Annotated in this window: 17 protein-coding genes and 1 tRNA gene; 13 read left to right on the top strand and 5 right to left on the bottom strand. The window is 67.9% G+C overall.

The window, feature by feature from the left end:
- Nucleotides 1-15: 15 nt before the first annotated feature.
- Complete coding sequence (locus ACS5Q7_RS09740; protein ID WP_478339126.1) at nt 16-750, bottom strand: class I SAM-dependent methyltransferase; 735 nt, start codon at nt 748-750, stop codon at nt 16-18.
- Between the two features lie 186 nt (nt 751-936).
- Here ACS5Q7_RS09740 and gloB point away from each other — a divergent pair, with 186 nt between their 5' ends.
- The 11 genes from gloB to lpdA all read left to right on the top strand — a co-directional run bounded on the left by gloB (nt 937) and on the right by lpdA (nt 13,568).
- Entirely contained in the window at nt 937-1,707 is a 771-nt protein-coding gene (gene gloB, locus ACS5Q7_RS09735) for a hydroxyacylglutathione hydrolase (protein WP_478339125.1), read from the top strand.
- A 349-nt stretch (nt 1,708-2,056) separates the two neighbouring features.
- A complete protein-coding gene (locus ACS5Q7_RS09730) occupies nt 2,057-2,632 on the top strand; it encodes a TetR family transcriptional regulator (protein WP_478339390.1) in 576 nt (191 codons plus the stop codon).
- 367 nt (nt 2,633-2,999) lie between these two features.
- Nucleotides 3,000-3,962 (top strand): malate dehydrogenase, encoded by a 963-nt coding sequence (mdh, locus tag ACS5Q7_RS09725; protein ID WP_478339124.1) that lies wholly within the window; start codon nt 3,000-3,002, stop codon nt 3,960-3,962.
- 158 nt (nt 3,963-4,120) lie between these two features.
- The gene (gene sucC / locus ACS5Q7_RS09720; protein ID WP_478339123.1) at nt 4,121-5,317 is read left to right on the top strand and encodes an ADP-forming succinate--CoA ligase subunit beta; all 1,197 of its coding nucleotides are present in this window, start codon (nt 4,121-4,123) and stop codon (nt 5,315-5,317) included.
- Between the two features lie 2 nt (nt 5,318-5,319).
- A complete protein-coding gene (sucD, locus tag ACS5Q7_RS09715; RefSeq protein WP_243954091.1) occupies nt 5,320-6,204 on the top strand; it encodes a succinate--CoA ligase subunit alpha in 885 nt (294 codons plus the stop codon).
- A 152-nt stretch (nt 6,205-6,356) separates the two neighbouring features.
- Nucleotides 6,357-9,359, top strand: coding sequence for a 2-oxoglutarate dehydrogenase E1 component (locus ACS5Q7_RS09710; protein ID WP_478339122.1), 3,003 nt, complete (start codon nt 6,357-6,359; stop codon nt 9,357-9,359).
- Nucleotides 9,360-9,447: 88 nt separating this feature from the next.
- Complete coding sequence (gene odhB, locus ACS5Q7_RS09705; protein ID WP_478339121.1) at nt 9,448-10,758, top strand: 2-oxoglutarate dehydrogenase complex dihydrolipoyllysine-residue succinyltransferase; 1,311 nt, start codon at nt 9,448-9,450, stop codon at nt 10,756-10,758.
- 40 nt (nt 10,759-10,798) lie between these two features.
- A complete protein-coding gene (locus ACS5Q7_RS09700) occupies nt 10,799-11,050 on the top strand; it encodes a DUF4160 domain-containing protein (RefSeq protein ID WP_478339120.1) in 252 nt (83 codons plus the stop codon).
- Nucleotides 11,047-11,337: a DUF2442 domain-containing protein gene (locus ACS5Q7_RS09695; RefSeq protein WP_478339119.1), complete on the top strand. Its 291-nt coding sequence runs from the start codon at nt 11,047-11,049 to the stop codon at nt 11,335-11,337. Before ACS5Q7_RS09700 ends, ACS5Q7_RS09695 begins: the two co-directional genes overlap by 4 nt.
- 11 nt (nt 11,338-11,348) lie before the next feature.
- A complete protein-coding gene (locus ACS5Q7_RS09690; RefSeq protein ID WP_478339118.1) occupies nt 11,349-12,104 on the top strand; it encodes an SDR family oxidoreductase in 756 nt (251 codons plus the stop codon).
- 63 nt (nt 12,105-12,167) lie between these two features.
- Nucleotides 12,168-13,568 carry a dihydrolipoyl dehydrogenase gene (lpdA, locus tag ACS5Q7_RS09685; RefSeq protein ID WP_478339117.1) on the top strand — a complete coding sequence of 467 codons (1,401 nt, stop codon included), beginning with the start codon at nt 12,168-12,170 and terminating at the stop codon, nt 13,566-13,568.
- A 4-nt stretch (nt 13,569-13,572) separates the two neighbouring features.
- Here lpdA and ACS5Q7_RS09680 read toward each other — a convergent pair whose 3' ends face one another.
- Both ACS5Q7_RS09680 and ACS5Q7_RS09675 read right to left on the bottom strand, forming a co-directional pair.
- Nucleotides 13,573-14,556, bottom strand: a complete 984-nt coding sequence (locus ACS5Q7_RS09680) for a tyrosine recombinase XerC (RefSeq protein WP_478339116.1) — start codon at nt 14,554-14,556, stop codon at nt 13,573-13,575.
- A gap of 36 nt (nt 14,557-14,592) precedes the next feature.
- The gene (locus ACS5Q7_RS09675) at nt 14,593-14,988 is read right to left on the bottom strand and encodes a (R)-mandelonitrile lyase (RefSeq protein ID WP_478339115.1); all 396 of its coding nucleotides are present in this window, start codon (nt 14,986-14,988) and stop codon (nt 14,593-14,595) included.
- Between the two features lie 127 nt (nt 14,989-15,115).
- Here ACS5Q7_RS09675 and ACS5Q7_RS09670 point away from each other — a divergent pair, with 127 nt between their 5' ends.
- The gene (locus ACS5Q7_RS09670) at nt 15,116-15,436 is read left to right on the top strand and encodes a YnfA family protein (RefSeq protein WP_478339114.1); all 321 of its coding nucleotides are present in this window, start codon (nt 15,116-15,118) and stop codon (nt 15,434-15,436) included.
- A gap of 6 nt (nt 15,437-15,442) precedes the next feature.
- Here ACS5Q7_RS09670 and ACS5Q7_RS09665 read toward each other — a convergent pair whose 3' ends face one another.
- Nucleotides 15,443-16,018: a peroxidase-related enzyme gene (locus ACS5Q7_RS09665; protein ID WP_478339113.1), complete on the bottom strand. Its 576-nt coding sequence runs from the start codon at nt 16,016-16,018 to the stop codon at nt 15,443-15,445.
- Nucleotides 16,019-16,126: 108 nt separating this feature from the next.
- Here ACS5Q7_RS09665 and ruvC point away from each other — a divergent pair, with 108 nt between their 5' ends.
- Nucleotides 16,127-16,762 carry a crossover junction endodeoxyribonuclease RuvC gene (gene ruvC, locus ACS5Q7_RS09660; RefSeq protein ID WP_478339389.1) on the top strand — a complete coding sequence of 212 codons (636 nt, stop codon included), beginning with the start codon at nt 16,127-16,129 and terminating at the stop codon, nt 16,760-16,762.
- Nucleotides 16,763-16,778: 16 nt separating this feature from the next.
- Here ruvC and ACS5Q7_RS09655 read toward each other — a convergent pair.
- Nucleotides 16,779-16,862, bottom strand: a tRNA-Tyr gene (locus ACS5Q7_RS09655).
- Nucleotides 16,863-17,106: the final 244 nt, after the last annotated feature.

Raw genomic sequence — 17,106 nt, 5'->3', positions numbered from 1 at the left:
GTGTCGGAGGACGGTCTAGCCGGGTGCGGGCGCCGGGACGAGTACGCGGGCCGGCGCGAGGCGACGGGAGCGGCGCACCTGTGCCACGGGAATCGGCCGGTAGAGCTGCTTCGTCGCGTCGATGACGTGCAGTCCCGCGAAGGGCATGGCCAAGGTCGTGCCGCAGGCCTCCCAGATCGGCCCGGTTCGCAGGAGCACGCGCGAGCGCACCGGGGGCATGTACAGGGTTTCGGCCCAGCCCTCCGGCGAGAACAGGGTGTCTCGCATCAGCCGCCCAAGCTGGGAGCGGCTGTAGGGCTGGCCATGGCCGAAGGGCGTCGCCTCGCGCCGCGCCCAGATCCCGCGCCGGTTCGGCACCACAAGCACCATCCGCCCGCCCGGCGTCAGGGTGCGCCAAACCTCCTGCAGCAACTCGGTCGGGCTCTCCACCGATTCGAGTGCGTGGACGAGAATCACCCGGTCGATGGCCGCCTCCGGCAGAGGCATCATGGTCGGGTCGGTGAGGGCGGTGCACGAGCGTCCGCTGCCCGGCCAATTCACCACGCCCTGGGACGCCGGCATGAAGGCCAGCGTCCGCTCGGCGATGCAATGGACCGGCGCCAGGTAGGGTGTCGCGTAGCCGATGCCCAGGACGCGCAACCCGGAGACCGACCCGAGAAAGGCGTGCACCGAGCGGCCGACGACCCGTCGGGTCGTGGCGCCGAGCGGCGTGGCATAGAAGGCCCTCAGGCCGTTGACGTCGAGGCGCATGGCCGCTCTACGCGCTGTGGTCTCACGATGGGCCCGGCGGGGCAATCGCCCCGCGCTCAGGGCCATCAATGGTGGCGAGAGGCGTCCTCGGCAAGACATGCCGGAACCTCGCTTCGGGAAAGCCTGTTTTTCCAACCGCAGCCTGACGCGCTATGACGTGCGAGGCATGCGGGGAGAGGCGTCGACGTGGAAGCGCAGGTCAAAACGTTTCTCTGCCGCACGGACAATATCGGCGTCCTGATCCGAGACCCCGAGACCGGCGCCTGCGCCGCCATCGACGTGCCGGACGCCGGCCCCGTCCTGAAGGCCCTCGACGAGACCGGCTGGCGCCTCACCGACATCCTCGTCACCCACCGCCACGGCGACCACATCGCCGGAATCCCGGAGGTGAAGGAGAGGACGGGCGCCCGCGTCACCGCTCCGCGCAAGGCGGGCGGCGATATCCCCGGCGTCGATGTCGCGGTCGGCGAGGGCGACACGGTGTCGGTCGGTTCGCTCGAGGCGCAGGTCTGGGAGACGCCCGGCCATTGCAACGACCACATTACCTACTGGTTCGAGCAGGCCGGCATCGTCTGCGCTGGAGATACATTGTTCACCCTGGGCTGCGGCCGTGTCCTCGAGGGGCCGCCGGAGGTCTTGTGGCGCTCGCTACAACGGTTTGCGGACCTGCCGGATGACACGAAAGTCTTCAGTGGGCACGACTACGTATTGTCGAACGGCAAGTTCGCGTTGGCCGCCGATCCCGACAACGCCGCCCTGCGCGCCCGTGTCGCGGAAGCGGAGGCGGCTCGTCGGGAGGGACGTTTCCTCATTCCCTCGAGCCTCGCTAACGAGCGCCGTACCAATCCCTTTTTGAGGAGCGGAAGCCCAGAACTGGCGCGCGGCGTCGATTTGCCAGCAGGTACCAGCCCCGAGAAGGTCTTCGTCACTCTAAGGTCGTGGAAGGATCGTTTCTGACCGTGTTGAGACGGGAAAAATTTGTTGCGTTCTCAAATCATTTTGAACATACGACACATAAGCGGCCACGAAGCTGCATGAGCACGCGGGCTCCCGGGGGGACACCGCACAGTCAACCGGAAGCGTTGATCCGCTTCTTTCGGAACGATGGGGGTCCGCCTCGCCCTACCACCTGTCCTCTTCCCGCCTACCGCTTCCGTTCCTCAAGCCGGATGTCGAATCCTCGAAGGACGACGAACCCGGCCTTAAGGTGACCCTTCCGGGAATCGACGGTGTTCCGCCTGCCGCGTCGCGTGATGGCGCCGAGGCTGGGGGCGCGACCAAGGCTCGGGCGCCGGTCTCGGCCGATATCCGGCTGTTGGGCATCGCCACGGAGCATCTCGCCCGGCTCGGGCCGAAACGCGTGACGGTGGTCGCCGTGGCCGCCGAGGCGGGCATGACGCACGCCAACGTCTACCGTTATTTCCCCTCCAAGGATGCGCTGCTCGACGCCGTGGCGGGGCGCTGGCTGCGGGACGTGGAGACGCGGCTCGCCGGTATCGCCGACGCCCCCGATCCGGCCGACGACAAGATCGAACGGCTTCTCGTGGCGCTCGCCGCCCTCCAGCGAGACGCCCTCACCAGCGAGCCGAACCTGTTCGCGGTCCATCTCGACGCCACCGTCGCCGCCCGACCGATCGCCCGGCGCCATCGGGTGCGCCTGCGCAGCCTCGTGGAGCGGGTCGTCGAGGAGGGAATCACCTCCGGCATCTTCTCGGCGCGGGACCGGGAGCGGGCCATCGCCTACATCTTCGATGCGAGCTACCGCTTCACCCATCCCCTCGCGATCCAGCACGACGCGGACGTGCCGAAAGACCTGATCGAGGCGCGGTTCGGCGCCGTGATCCACGCGATCCAGCGAGTCTTACGCGCTGGGGTCCTCTGAGACTCAGGGCGGGGTTCGCGGCAGACGCGGCCCCGCCCTTCTCATTTCCGAGCCGGGATTCGCCGCGCGGCATCCCCCTCGAAAAAGTGCAACTGACAGGTTCGACTTTCTGTCATTGCGGCCTCCGCGCTCGCTGCACCGCACCTAAAACCTTCGCAGCACAGCGATTTTAGCGACGGCGGATCACGCATCGCCGCCGCTGCCCCCCGCGATCCGGCGTTTCGGTCAAGCTGCATCGGGTTGAAGCCACGGTGCTTTTCGGCCACACAGCCGCGCAGATTTTCCGACGTAGGCGAAACCGGCGCAACGCCGCGTGTGCCGGCTCTCGCGCGATCGGACACGCGGTTTCACAGGAGGCAGACCCGACATGGCACGCAGCAAGATCGCCCTCATCGGTGCCGGCCAGATCGGCGGAACCCTGGCCCTTCTCGCCGGCCTCAAGGAACTGGGCGACATCGTGCTGTTCGACATCGTCGACGGCGTGCCCCAGGGTAAGGCGCTCGACATCGCCGAGGCCGCCCCGGTGGAGGGCTTCGATGCGAAGCTCGCGGGCGCCAGCGACTATTCGGCGATCGCCGGGGCCGACGTGGTGATCGTCACCGCCGGCGTGCCGCGCAAGCCCGGCATGAGCCGCGACGACCTGATCGGCATCAACCTCAAGGTCATGCAGGCGGTGGGCGAGGGCATCAAGGCGCACGCGCCGGACGCCTTCGTGATCTGCATCACCAACCCGCTCGACGCGATGGTGTGGGCGCTCCAGAAGTTCTCGGGCCTGCCGAAGAACAAGATCGTCGGCATGGCCGGCGTGCTCGACTCGGCCCGCTTCCGCCACTTCCTGGCCGAGGAGTTCAAGGTCTCGGTCGAGGACGTCACCGCCTTCGTGCTCGGCGGCCACGGCGACGACATGGTGCCGCTGGTCCGCTACTCGACCATCGCGGGCGTGCCGCTCCCCGACATGATCAAGCTCGGCTGGTCGACCCAGGAGAAGCTCGACGCCATGGTCGAGCGGACCCGCAAGGGCGGCGGCGAGATCGTCAACCTGCTTAAGACCGGCTCGGCCTTCTACGCCCCGGCCTCCTCGGCCATCGCGATGGCCGAGAGCTACCTGCGCGACAAGCGCCGCGTGCTGCCCTGCGCCGCCCATCTCGACGGCCAGTACGGCATCGACGGCCTGTTCATCGGCGTGCCAGTGGTGATCGGCGCGGGCGGCGTCGAGAAGGTCCTCGAAGTCGAGTTTAACGGCGACGAGAAGGCGATGTTCGAGAAGTCGGTCGCCTCGGTGAAGGGCCTCATCGAGGCATGTAAGGGTGTGGACGCCACGCTCGCGTAAGCTGCCAGCGAATAACGGACAGGGAGGGAAAAGCGAATAGCGAATAGGGAGTAGCGAATAGTGGGCGCCCCGGCCCCACCGCACTGCCTCAACTATTCGCTATTCGCTACTCCCTATTCGCTTTTTATTCCCTCTTCGCTCCTCTGAAAGAGGCACCGATGAACATCCATGAATACCAGGCCAAGGCGGTCCTGCGGGAATTCGGCCTGCCGGTCTCCCGCGGCGTGGCGATCTTCAACTCGTCCGAGGCCGAGGCGGCTGCCAAGGAACTCGGCGGTCCGGTCTGGGTCGTGAAGAGCCAGATCCATGCCGGCGGTCGCGGCAAGGGCACGTTCGTCGGCGCCCCGGCCGGCGCCAAGGGCGGCGTGCGCGTCACCAAGTCCATCGACGAGGTGAAGCAATATGCCGGCGAGATGCTCGGCCAGACACTCGTGACGATCCAGACCGGCCCGGCCGGCAAGCAGGTGAACCGCCTCTACATCGAGGAAGGCGCGCAGATCGCCGCCGAGTTCTACCTGTCGATGCTGGTGGACCGCGAGACCGGCGGCGTCGCCTTCGTGGTCTCCACCGAGGGCGGCATGGATATCGAGGCGGTCGCCCACGATACCCCTGAGAAGATCCACACCATCCCGGTCGATCCGGCCACGGGCGTGATGCCCCACCACGGCCGCGCGGTCGCCAAGGCATTGGGGCTCACGGGCGCGCAGGCCAAGGAAGCCGCGGACGTCACCGACAAGCTCTACAAGGCCTTCGTTGCGAAGGACATGAGCCTCCTGGAGATCAACCCGCTGGTCCTGACCGGCGACGGGCACCTGAAGTGCCTGGACGCCAAGATGGCCTTCGATTCGAACGCCCTCTACCGCCACCCGGACATCGTGGCGCTCCGCGACGAGACCGAGGAGGACGCCAAGGAGATCGAGGCGTCGAAATACGACCTCGCCTACATCGCGCTGGACGGCACGATCGGCTGCATGGTGAACGGCGCGGGTCTGGCCATGGCCACCCTCGACATCATCAAGCTCTACGGCGAGAGCCCGGCGAACTTCCTCGACGTGGGCGGCGGCGCCTCCGAGGAGAAGGTGACGGCGGCGTTCAAGATCATCACCGCCGACCCGAACGTGAAGGGCATCCTCGTCAACATCTTCGGCGGGATCATGAAGTGCGACGTGATCGCCAACGGCGTGATCGCGGCGGTGAAGGCGGTGGGGCTGCAGGTCCCGCTGGTGGTGCGCCTGGAAGGCACCAACGTCGAGCAGGGCAAGGAGATCATCCGCGCCTCCGGCCTCAACGTGATCCCGGCCGACGACCTGGATGACGCCGCCCAGAAGATCGTCGCCGCCGTGAAGGGAGCCTGATCATGTCGGTGATGATCGACGCCAATACCAAGGTCATCTGCCAGGGCTTCACCGGCAAGAACGGGACCTTCCACTCCGAGCAGGCGCTGAGCTACGGCACCAAGATGGTCGGCGGCACCTCCCCCGGGAAGGGCGGCTCGACCCATCTCGGCCTGCCGGTGTTCGACACGGTCGCCGAGGCCCGCGAGGCCACGGGCGCCGACGCCTCCGTCGTTTACGTGCCGCCGCCCGGCGCGGCGGACGCGATCTGCGAGGCCATCGCGGCCGAGATCCCGCTGATCGTGTGCATCACGGAGGGCATTCCGGTGCTCGACATGGTGCGCGTGAAGCGCGCCCTGGTGGGCTCCAAGTCCCGCCTCGTCGGCCCGAACTGCCCCGGCATCGTCACGGCGGGCCAGTCGAAGATCGGCATCATGCCGGCCAACATCTTCCGTCAGGGCTCGGTCGGCATCGTCTCGCGCTCCGGCACGTTGACCTACGAGGCCGTGTTCCAGACCACGACGGCGGGCCTCGGCCAGACCACGGCGGTCGGCATCGGCGGCGACCCGGTGAAGGGCACCGAGTTCATCGACGTGCTCGAACTGTTCCTGGCCGACGACAAGACCGAGTCGATCGTGATGATCGGCGAAATCGGTGGCTCGGCCGAGGAAGAGGCGGCGCAGTTCCTGCGCGACGAGGCCAAGCGCGGCCGCAGCAAGCCGATGGTCGGCTTCATCGCCGGCCGCACGGCGCCCCCCGGCCGTCGCATGGGCCATGCCGGCGCGATCATCTCGGGCGGCAAGGGCGGCGCCGAGGACAAGATCGCGGCGATGGAGGCGGCGGGCATCCGCGTCTCGCCGTCGCCGGCCCGCCTCGGCTCGACCCTGGTCGAAGTCCTGAAGGGCTGAGGACCTTTCCGGCGGCCCCTCGCGGCCGCCCGGCACAAGGCAATCGGGTGAGGGGCGCGCGGCGCCCTTCACCGCTTTCTAGAGCCGGCGACGTTCCGGCACCGCGATGCGGGTGGCTCCGCCGCCCGCCCGAGCGACAGGATGGACGGACCATGGCACGCCAGGACGTGAACGAAGCGCTCCTCGAAACCTCGTTCCTCTACGGCGCGAACGCTGCCTACATCGAGGAATTGCAGGCGGCTTACGCGCGCAACCCGCATTCCGTCGATCCCGAGTGGCAGAACTTCTTCAAGGCCCTCGGTGAAGACGAGACCCTCGTCGAGAAGAATGCCGCCGGCGCCTCCTGGGAGAAGCCGAACTGGCCCGTGCCGCTGAACGGCGAGCTGGTCTCGGCCATGGACGGCAATTGGGCCGCCCTGGAAAAGGCCATCGGCGACAAGATCGTCGCCAAGGAGAAGAAGGGCGAGGCCCTGCCGGGCAAGCCGGTCGATGCCGCGGCGGGCGGCGTCCTGGCCACCACCGGCGTCTCCGTCGAGCAGGCGACCAAGGATTCGGTGCGGGCGATCATGCTGATCCGCTCCTACCGTATGCGCGGCCACCTCCACGCCAAGCTCGACCCGCTGGGGTTGGCCCCGCGCGGTGACCACGAGGAGCTGCACCCGCAGCATTACGGCTTCACCGAAGCCGATTACGACCGCCCGATCTTCCTCGACAACGTGCTCGGGCTGCAATTCGGGACGATCCGTGAGATCGTGGACATCCTGGAGCGGACCTACTGCCAGACGCTCGGCGTCGAGTTCATGCACATCTCCGATCCCGCCGAGAAGGCGTGGATCCAGGAGCGCATCGAGGGCAAGGACAAGGAAATCTCCTTCACCCCCGAGGGTCGGCGCGCGATCCTCAACAAGCTGATCGAGGCCGAGGGCTTCGAGAAGTTCCTCGACCTCAAGTACACCGGCACCAAGCGCTTCGGCCTCGACGGCAGCGAGGCGATGATCCCGGCGCTTGAGCAGATCATCAAGCGCGGCGGCGCGCTGGGCGTGCGCGAGATCGTGTTCGGCATGGCCCATCGCGGCCGCCTGAACACCCTCACCACCGTGATGGCCAAGCCCTTTCGGGCGGTGTTCCACGAGTTCAAGGGCGGCTCGGCCTCCCCGGCGGAAGTCGAGGGCTCGGGCGACGTGAAGTACCACCTCGGCGCCTCGTCCGACCGGGCGTTCGACGGCAACAACGTCCACCTCTCGCTCACCGCCAACCCATCCCACCTCGAGATCGTCGATCCGGTGGTGCTGGGGAAGGTCCGCGCCAAACAGGACCAGTGGGCGAAGCCCAACGTCGAGCGCCGCACCGTGCTGCCGCTGCTGATCCACGGCGACGCCGCCTTCGCGGGCCAGGGCGTCGTGGCGGAGTGCTTCGGGCTGTCGGGCCTGAAGGGCCATCGGACGGGCGGCTCGGTGCACTTCATCATCAACAACCAGATCGGCTTCACCACCGATCCGCGCTTCTCGCGTTCCTCGCCCTATCCGTCGGACGTGGCGAAGATGGTCGAGGCGCCGATCTTCCACTGCAACGGCGACGACCCGGAGGCCGTGACCTTCGCGGCGAAGATCGCGGTCGAGTACCGTCAGAAGTTCGGCAAGCCGGTCGTCATCGACATGCTGTGCTACCGCCGCTTCGGCCACAACGAGGGCGACGAGCCGGCCTTCACCCAGCCGAAGATGTACCAGCGGATCCGCAAGCATCCGACCGTTCTGGAGACCTACGGTCGCAAGCTCGTGGAGAACGGCACCCTCTCGCAGGACATGCTCGACGCCCGCAAGGCCGAGTTCCGCGGGATGCTCGACAGCGAGTTCGAGATCGCCACGAACTACAAGGCCAACAAGGCCGATTGGCTCGACGGGCGCTGGTCGAACATGAAGGCCGTCCACGAGGACGTGGACGATCCGCGCCGGGGCCGCACCGCCGTGCCGGCCGAGACGATCCAGGAGATCGCCCGCAAGATCACGCAGGCGCCCCCCGGCTTCCACCTGCACCGCACGATCCAGCGCTTCATGGACAACCGCGCCAAGGCGGTGGAAACCGGCGCCGGCATCGATTGGGCGACGGCCGAGGCGTTGGCCTTCGGCGCGACGCTCCTCGACGGCAACCGGGTCCGGCTGTCCGGCCAGGATGTCGAGCGCGGCACCTTCTCGCAGCGCCACGCGGTGGTGATCGACCAGGAGAACGAGCAGCGCTTCACGCCGCTCAACAACATCCGCGACGGGCAAGCGCAGATCGAGATCATCAACTCGATGCTCTCGGAAGAGGCGGTGCTGGGCTTCGAGTACGGTTATTCGCTGGCCGAGCCGAACGCCCTCGTCCTGTGGGAAGCGCAGTTCGGCGACTTCGCCAACGGCGCGCAGGTGGTCTTCGACCAGTTCATCGCGTCCGGCGAGCGCAAGTGGCTGCGCATGTCCGGCCTCGTGCTGCTGCTGCCGCACGGCTACGAGGGGCAGGGGCCGGAGCACTCCTCGGCCCGCCTGGAGCGGTATCTCCAGGCCTGCGCCGAGGACAACATCCAGGTCGCCAACTGCACGACGCCCGCGAACTACTTCCACATCCTGCGCCGGCAGTTGAAGCGTGACTTCCGCAAGCCGCTGATCCTGATGACGCCGAAGTCGCTGCTGCGCCACAAGCGCGCCGTCTCGACGCTCAGCGACATCGCCGAGGGCTCGACCTTCCACCGCGTCCTCTGGGACGAGGCGGAGAGCGAGGGCAGCGAGTACAAGCTGGTCCGCGACGACAAGATCCGCCGCGTCGTGCTGTGCTCGGGCAAGGTCTATTACGACCTGCTGGAAGAGCGCGAGAAGCGCGGCATCACCGACATCTACCTGATGCGCGTGGAGCAGCTCTACCCGTTCCCGCTGAAGGCGCTGGCCAACGAGATGGCCCGCTTCCGCAACGCGGACGTGGTGTGGTGCCAGGAAGAGCCCAAGAACATGGGCGCGTGGTCCTTCGTCGAGCCCTATCTCGAATGGGTGCTGGGCCAGGCCAACTCCCCGGTGTCGCGCGCCCGCTATGTCGGCCGCCCGGCCTCGGCCTCTACGGCGGTGGGCCTGATGTCGAAGCACCAGGCCCAGTTGCAGGCGTTCCTCAACGAGGCGCTGGCCGTCTGATTTCCTGAGATGTCGGCGGTCGCGCCCCGCGACCGCCGGACCGATCCTGGGTCGCTTGGCCGACCCGCCGACCTGACAGAGCGAGACCATGGCAACCGACATCCTCGTCCCGACCCTTGGGGAATCCGTGAGCGAGGCCACGATCGGCCGCTGGTTCAAGAAGCCCGGCGATGCGGTGGCGGCCGACGAGCCCTTGGTGGAACTCGAGACCGACAAGGTCACCCTCGAGGTCAACGCCCCGGCGGCGGGCGAACTCGGCGAGATCCTCGTGAAGGACGGCGAGAGCGTCGAGCCGGGCGCGGTCCTCGGCTCCATCGTCGAGGGCTCGGGCGCGCCCAAGAAGCCAGAGCCGAAGGCCGCCTCCAAGGAGGCCCCGAAGCAGACCGCCGAGACGAAGGCCGAGAGCCGCAGCGAGGCGCCGAAGCCCGCCGAGGCGAAGTCCTCCGAAGGTGGCGCCGGCTACGGCAACCACGACGCGGGCGCCACGGCCCAGCAGCGCCCGGTGGGCGACAACGGCCCGGCCGTCGCCAAGCTCGCCCGTGAGTCCGGCGTCGATCCGTCCGGCGTCAACGGCTCCGGCAAGGACGGCCGCGTGACCAAGGGGGACATGCTCGGCGCCATCGCCAAGGGGCCGGCTGCGGCCCCGGCCAAGGAAGCCCGCCCGAGCATGCCGCGCGCCCCGTCCGCCCCGGACGACGCCTCCCGCGAGGAGCGGGTGCGCATGACGAAGCTCCGCCAGACCATCGCGCGCCGCCTGAAGGACGCGCAGGACACGGCGGCGATGCTGACGACGTTCAACGACGTCGACATGTCGGCCGTGATGGCGATGCGCAGCCAGTACAAGGACATCTTCGAGAAGAAGCACGGCACGAAGCTCGGCTTCATGGGCTTCTTCACCAAGGCGGTGATCGGCGCCCTCAAGGACGTACCGGCGGTGAACGCCGAGATCGACGGGCAGGACCTCGTCTACAAGAACTACTACCACATCGGCATCGCGGTCGGGACCGATAAGGGCCTCGTCGTGCCGGTGGTGCGCGATGCGGACGACCTGTCCATCGCCGGCATCGAAAAGAAGATCTCCGGCTTCGGCAAGAAGGCGCGCGAGGGCAAGCTCTCCATCGAGGACATGCAGGGCGGCACCTTCACCATCACCAACGGCGGCATCTACGGCTCGCTGATGTCGACGCCGATCCTCAACGCGCCGCAATCGGGCATCCTCGGGATGCACCGGATCGAGGAGCGCCCGGTGGTCCGCGCCGGCAAGATCGAGGCGCGGCCGATGATGTACCTCGCCCTGTCCTACGATCACCGCATCGTGGACGGGAAGGAGGCGGTCACCTTCCTCGTGCGCGTGAAGGAAGCCCTGGAGGATCCGGCCCGGCTCGTGCTGGATCTCTGATCGGAGGCCATCGAACCCGCCACGACCGGAGCGATCAACGATGCCGATCGTGGCGGAATTCGATGGCGTTCGGATCATGTTCTACGCGAACGAGCATCCGCCGCCGCACTTCCACGCCTATTGCGCGGAACATGTCGCGTGTTTCGACATCGCGACGTTGAGCGTGATCGAGGGCTTCCTACCTGTCGCGAAACGAAGGAAAGTCATGCGCTGGGCGGCGACCAGACAAGACGCCCTCCTCGAAGCTTTCCTCCGAACCACGTCGCATGAGAGGGTGGAGCGGATACCATGAAGCGTCTGCCGCGCGTCTCGTCGGCCGAACCAGTGATCCACGGTGTCCTCAAGCTCGTCTTCGTCGATGGGTACGAGGGCGTGGTCGATCTCCGCCCCCTTCTCGCGAAGGGCAAGGTCTTTGCTTGGCTGCAAACGCCCGAGAACTTTCGGTCGGTCCGGGTCGACGAATACGGGCACGCGATCAGCTGGACCGACGACACCGGATATCTGATCGATCTCGGCGCCGACTCCCTTCGGCGCGATTGTGAGCGGCAAGCCGAGATTCACAAACTGATGGTCGGCTGAGGAGCGGAGACGTGAGCGGACAAACCACCCCCGTCGCCGTCGTCACGGGCGGCAGCCGCGGCATCGGCCGCGCCGTGGCGCTGATGCTGGCGGATCGCGGCTACGCGGTCTGCCTGAGCTACGTCTCCGATGCGGGGGCGGCCCAGGCGGCGGTCGATGCGATCACCGCCAAGGGCGGGAAGGCCGTGGCCGTCCGCAGCGATGTCGGCGTCGAAGCCGACGTGCTCGCCCTGTTCGAGGCGGCCGACCGGCTCGGGACGCTGAAGGCGCTCGTCAACAACGCGGGCGTGGTCGATGTCGCCGGCCGCGTCGATGAGATGAGCGCCGCGCGGCTTCAGCGGATGATGACGACGAACATCGTCGGCAGCTTCCTCTGCGCCCGCGAGGCAGTGCGGCGCATGTCCACGAAACACGGCGGGCAGGGCGGCGGCATCGTCAACCTGTCCTCGGTCGCGGCCCGCCTCGGCGGCCCCGGCCAGTACGTGGACTACGCCGCCTCGAAGGGCGCCATCGACACCTTCACCACCGGCCTCGCCCGCGAGGTCGCGGCGGAGGGCATCCGTGTCAACGCGGTGTCACCGGGCATCATCGATACGGAGATCCACGCCAGCGGCGGGCAGCCCGACAGGGTCGCGCGGCTGGGGCCGGACCAGCCGATGGGCCGGGCCGGCACGGCGGAAGAGGTGGCGGCCCCCATCGTGTGGCTCCTGTCCGAGGACGCCGCCTACACAACCGGCGCCAACATCCTCGTCTCCGGCGGCCGCTGACGTCCCATCGCCTTACGGAACAACCCGTCCGGCCCCTCAAGCCGGAGAAGGAAACGAACGATCATGTCCTACGATCTCGTCGTCATCGGCACCGGCCCCGGCGGTTACGTCTGCGCGATCCGCGCGGCGCAGCTCGGTCTGCGGACGGCCGTCGTCGAGAAACGCGCGACCCATGGCGGTACCTGCCTCAACATCGGCTGCATCCCGTCGAAGGCGCTGCTCCACGCCTCCGAGGCCTTCGAGGAGGCGAACAAGCACTTCGGCGACCTCGGCATCGATGTCGGCACGCCGAAGCTCGACCTGAAGAAGATGATGAGCTTCAAGGCCGAAGGCGTCGCGGGCAACACCAAGGGCGTCGAGTTCCTGCTGAAGAAGAACAAGGTCGAGACCTTCCACGGCACCGGCCGCATCGCCGGGGCGGGCCGCGTCGAGGTGCTGTCCGAGGACGGCGGCAACCAGATGCTGGAGACGAAGAACATCGTCATCGCCACAGGCTCGGACGTGGCGAACCTGCCCGGCATCACCGTGGACGAAAAGGTCGTCGTCTCCTCGACCGGCGCCCTGGAGCTCGACCGCGTGCCGAAGAAGCTCCTCGTGATCGGCGCGGGCGTCATCGGCCTGGAGCTCGGCTCGGTCTGGCGGCGTCTCGGCGCCGAGGTGACGGTGGTCGAATACCTCGACCGGATCCTGCCGGGCATGGACGGCGAGGTCGGCAAGCAGTTCCAGCGCATCCTCGGCAAGCAGGGCATGGAGTTCAAGCTCTCCACGAAAGTCACGGGCGTCGAGGTCGGCAAGAAGGGCGCGACCGTCACGGTGCAACCCGCCGCCGGCGGCGAGGCCGAGACGCTGCAGGTGGACGTGGTGCTCGTCTGCATCGGCCGCGTGCCCTACACCGAGGGCCTGGGGCTGGAGAATGCCGGCGTCCAGAAGGACGACAAGGGCCGCATCCACGTCGACTCGCATTTCGCGACGAACGTGACCGGCATCTACGCCATCGGCGACGTGATCGCCGGGCCGATGCTCGCCCACAAGGCGGAGGACGAGGGCGTCGCCGTGGCCGAGATTCTGGCGGGCCAGTCGGGCCACGTGAATTACGCGGTGATCCCGAACGTCGTCTACACCTTCCCCGAGGTGGCCTCGGTCGGCCGCACGGAGGAGGAGCTGAAGAAGGACGGCATCGCCTACAATGCAGGCAAGTTCCCCTTCACCGCCAACGGCCGCGCCAAGGCCAACGGCACCACGGACGGGTTCGTGAAGGTGCTGGCCGACGCGCAGTCGGACCGCGTGCTCGGCGTGCACATCGTCGGCGCGGATGCGGGCAACCTCATCGCCGAGGTGGCGGTGGCCATGGAGTTCGGCGCCTCGTCCGAGGACATCGCCCGCACCTGCCACGCCCACCCGACCCTCACCGAGGCGGTGAAGGAAGCCGCGCTCGCGGTGAACAAGCGCGCCATCCACGTCTGAGGGGTCAGGCGCGCATCCGCGCCCGGGGATGGGCCGCCTCGTAGGCGCTCATCAGCCGGGCGGCATCGACCTGCGTGTAGAGCTGGGTCGTCGAGAGCGAGGCGTGGCCGAGCAGTTCCTGGATCGCCCGCAATTCGCCCTGCCGGGCGAGGAGATGCGTGGCGAAGGAATGGCGCAGGGCATGAGGCGTCGCCTCGTCGGGCAGGCCGAGGGCGCCGCGCAGGCTGGCCACGGCATATTGGATGATCCGGGGCGAGAGCGGGCCACCCCGAGCGCCGACGAAGAGTGGCCCCTCCGGCGGGAGGGGGAGGGGGCAGGCGGCGAGATAGGCGGAGACCGCCTCCGCCACGACCGGCAGAATCGGCACCATCCGCTCCTTGCCGCCCTTGCCGAGCACCGTGACCTGATCGACCCCCGGCACGGGGGCATCGATCCGACGCAGGCCGAGTGCCTCGGAGATGCGCAGGCCCGCCCCGTAGAGCAGGGCGAGGACGGCCGCATCGCGGGCGAGGATCCAGGGCTCGCGATCCTCGCCGGCACGGAGACCGACATCGGTCAGCGCCACGGCCGCCGTCACGGGCAGAGGGCGCGGCAGGCGGCGGGGCACCTTGGGCGAGCGCACGGCCGACAGCGCCGAGATGGTGCCGTGGCCCTCTCGCTCGAGATGCCGCCCGAAGGAGCGCAGGCCGGCGAGCATCCGCATGAGCGAGCGCCCGGAAATATCGTCCGCCCTGCGGGCCGCCATGAAGGCCCGGATGTCCCGCACCTTCAGGTCGACCAGCATCGCGATATTAGGCTCGCCCCGCCGCCCCGCGAGGTGGATCAGGAATTGCCGCAGATCGCGCGCATAGGCCTCCACCGTGTTGGCGGACATCCGCCGCTCGCGAGCGAGGCCGTCGGTCCAGCTCGCGATCGCCGCGCGCAAAGGGCCGTCCCCCGGCGGGAGCAGGGAGGCGGCGAGGGCGTCGGTGTCGGATCTGGGGCGCATGGCCCCATCAGAGCGCGGCGACGTTAACGCTCCGCTTCAACGGGTGTAATCCGTGTCCGAGACCTGTTCGAGCCAGACGACCGGGGAGCCGTAGAAGGATTCCTGCACGGCGATGTGGCTCATGGACGAGGTGGCGCTGGCCCCATGCCAGTGCTTCTCATCGGGCGAGAACCACACCACGTCCCCCAGCCGGATTTCCTCGACCGGTCCTCCGTCGGTTTGCACCCAGCCGATACCGTCCGTCACAATGAGCGCCTGACCGAGGGGGTGGGTGTGCCAGGCGGTCCGGGCGCCCGGCTGGAAGGTGACCCAGGCGCCGCCCGCCCGAGAATCGTCCGTCGGGCCGAACAGAGGGTCGATCGTCACGCTGCCGGTGAACCATTCCTTCGGGCCGTCCTTGCAGGCCCGCGTCCCAAGTCGCCTGATCTCCACGAGATCCATCCCCCTATAAGAAAGTCGTCCCGGCTCGGCCGGAGACCTTTTCAAAGATGGACTTAATGGCGCTCAACTCCAGCCCGATTTGGCTATATCCAGCTCCCATTTTCAGAAATATTGTACAATGAATTACATCGTCTACATTTTTGCTGCCGTGGCTGAAATCGGAGGCTGTTACGCCTTCTGGCTTTGGCTGCGACTGGGCCGCTCGGCATGGTGGGCTCTGCCCGGCCTCGGCTCCCTCGCGGCCTTCGCGGCGTTGCTGACCCTGGTGCAGAGCGAGGCGGCCGGGCGCGCCTTCGCGGCCTATGGTGGCGTCTATATCGGCGCGTCGCTGGCCTGGATGTGGCTCGTGGAGGGAGAGCGCCCGGACCTGCGCGACGGGCTCGGCGCGGCGATCTGTTTGCTCGGCGCGGGCCTCATCCTGTTCGGGCGCGGCCGGTAGGAGCCGTCAGCCCCGTCCCATTCCGAAGAATTCGGCGTTAGGCCGAAGGTCCGAGGCACTGGCGAGGCGGTTCGACAGGGCGAACAGGCCGGTGATCGACGCGATATCCCAGACGTCGTCCTCCGAGAACCCATGCTCCGCGAGGACGGCATGGTCCTCCGAGCCGACCGCACCCGGATCGAGGGCGAGTTTCACGGCGAAATCCAGCATCGCCTTCTGGCGCGGGGTGATGGCGGCCTTGGCGTAGTTGACCGCGACCTCGTCGGCGAGCAGCGGGTCCTTCGCCCGTATCCGCAGGATCGCGCCATGGGCGACCACACAATAGAGGCAGCGATTGGCGGCGCTCGTCGCCACCACGATCATCTCCCGCTCCGCCTTGGTCAGGCCACCCGCCTGGTCCATCAGCGCATCGTGGTAGGCGAAGAAGGCCCGGAATTCCTCCGGCCTGTGGGCCAGCGCGAGGAAGATGTTGGGCACGAAGCCCGCCTTCTCCTGCACCTGCTCGATCCGCGCCCGAAGGTCGTCGGGCATCTCGGACAAATGCGGCGCCGGGAAGCGGCTGATCGGACTCTCCTGGCGCATCCTCGTCCTCGTCTGGCTTGGAACCCGGCTTCGCGATACGGTCGGCAGCCGGCCTTCGTCCTGAAATCGGGCTCGTTGAGCCCGCAAGCGAGCACCATGAGCACCGCCATGAAGACCGGCACGAATGCCCCGGTCCGTATCCTCGGGATCGATCCGGGCCTGCGCCGCACCGGCTGGGGCCTGATCACCGCCCGAGGGACCAGCCTGACCTACCACGATTGCGGCGTCGTCACCTCGGATGGCGAGTTGCCGCTGGCGCTGCGCCTGCGCGAATTGTTCGAGGGTCTGGGCCGCATCTGCGAGGCGCTCCAACCCGATGAGGTCGCCGTGGAGGAGACCTTCGTCAACAAGGACGCTCAAGCGACCCTGAAGCTCGGCCATGCCCGTGCCGTGGCGCTGCTGGTGCCGGCCCTCGCCGGAAAGCCGGTGTTCGAATACGCCGCCAACCTCATCAAGAAGACGGTGGCGGGCTCCGGCCATGCGGACAAGGCGCAGATCCAGGCGATGGTGCGCTTCCTCCTGCCCAAGGCGGAATTCCGCGTCGCCGATGCGGCGGATGCGCTGGCCATCGCCGTGACCCATGCGAGCCACCGGGACGCCCATGCGCTGAGGGCCCGCCACCTCACCGGCCGGGCGCCGCGCACCCTGTCGGGTGTCGCTCAGGCGGGCCAGACGTTGGAAGGGAAGGGCTATTCCGCCGCCGCAGCAGCCCGCATCGAGGCTGCCCTGGCGAAATCGCGCTGATGGTGGGTGAGGATCTTGGTGGGGGAAGTAGGACTCGAACCTACGAAGCTTACGCAGCGGATTTACAGTCCGCCCCCTTTGCCGCTCGGGACATTCCCCCAAGGTCGGTGACGCCCGCCTGGGGCCGTCCCGCGCCGCCCTTATGGTGGGGGGGTGGCCGCCTGTCAACGCTTCCCTCGCCCGACCTGCGCAGTTAACCCCGGCCGCCTGCGAGGCTAGCCGAATCCCGCATTCGTAATACAAACGGGGGAGCAGGCATGTGGTGCGCAAGGATCGCACCGGCACGCCCTGGCCGTTCCCAGCACGGCTTTGATGTCAGTGCATGGAGTTCGGATGATACGCCT

Source organism: Methylobacterium sp. Gmos3, assembly GCF_056430985.1.
The sequence above is the reverse complement of the archived record's forward strand: the minus strand, read 5'-3'. Positions and strand labels throughout refer to the sequence as shown.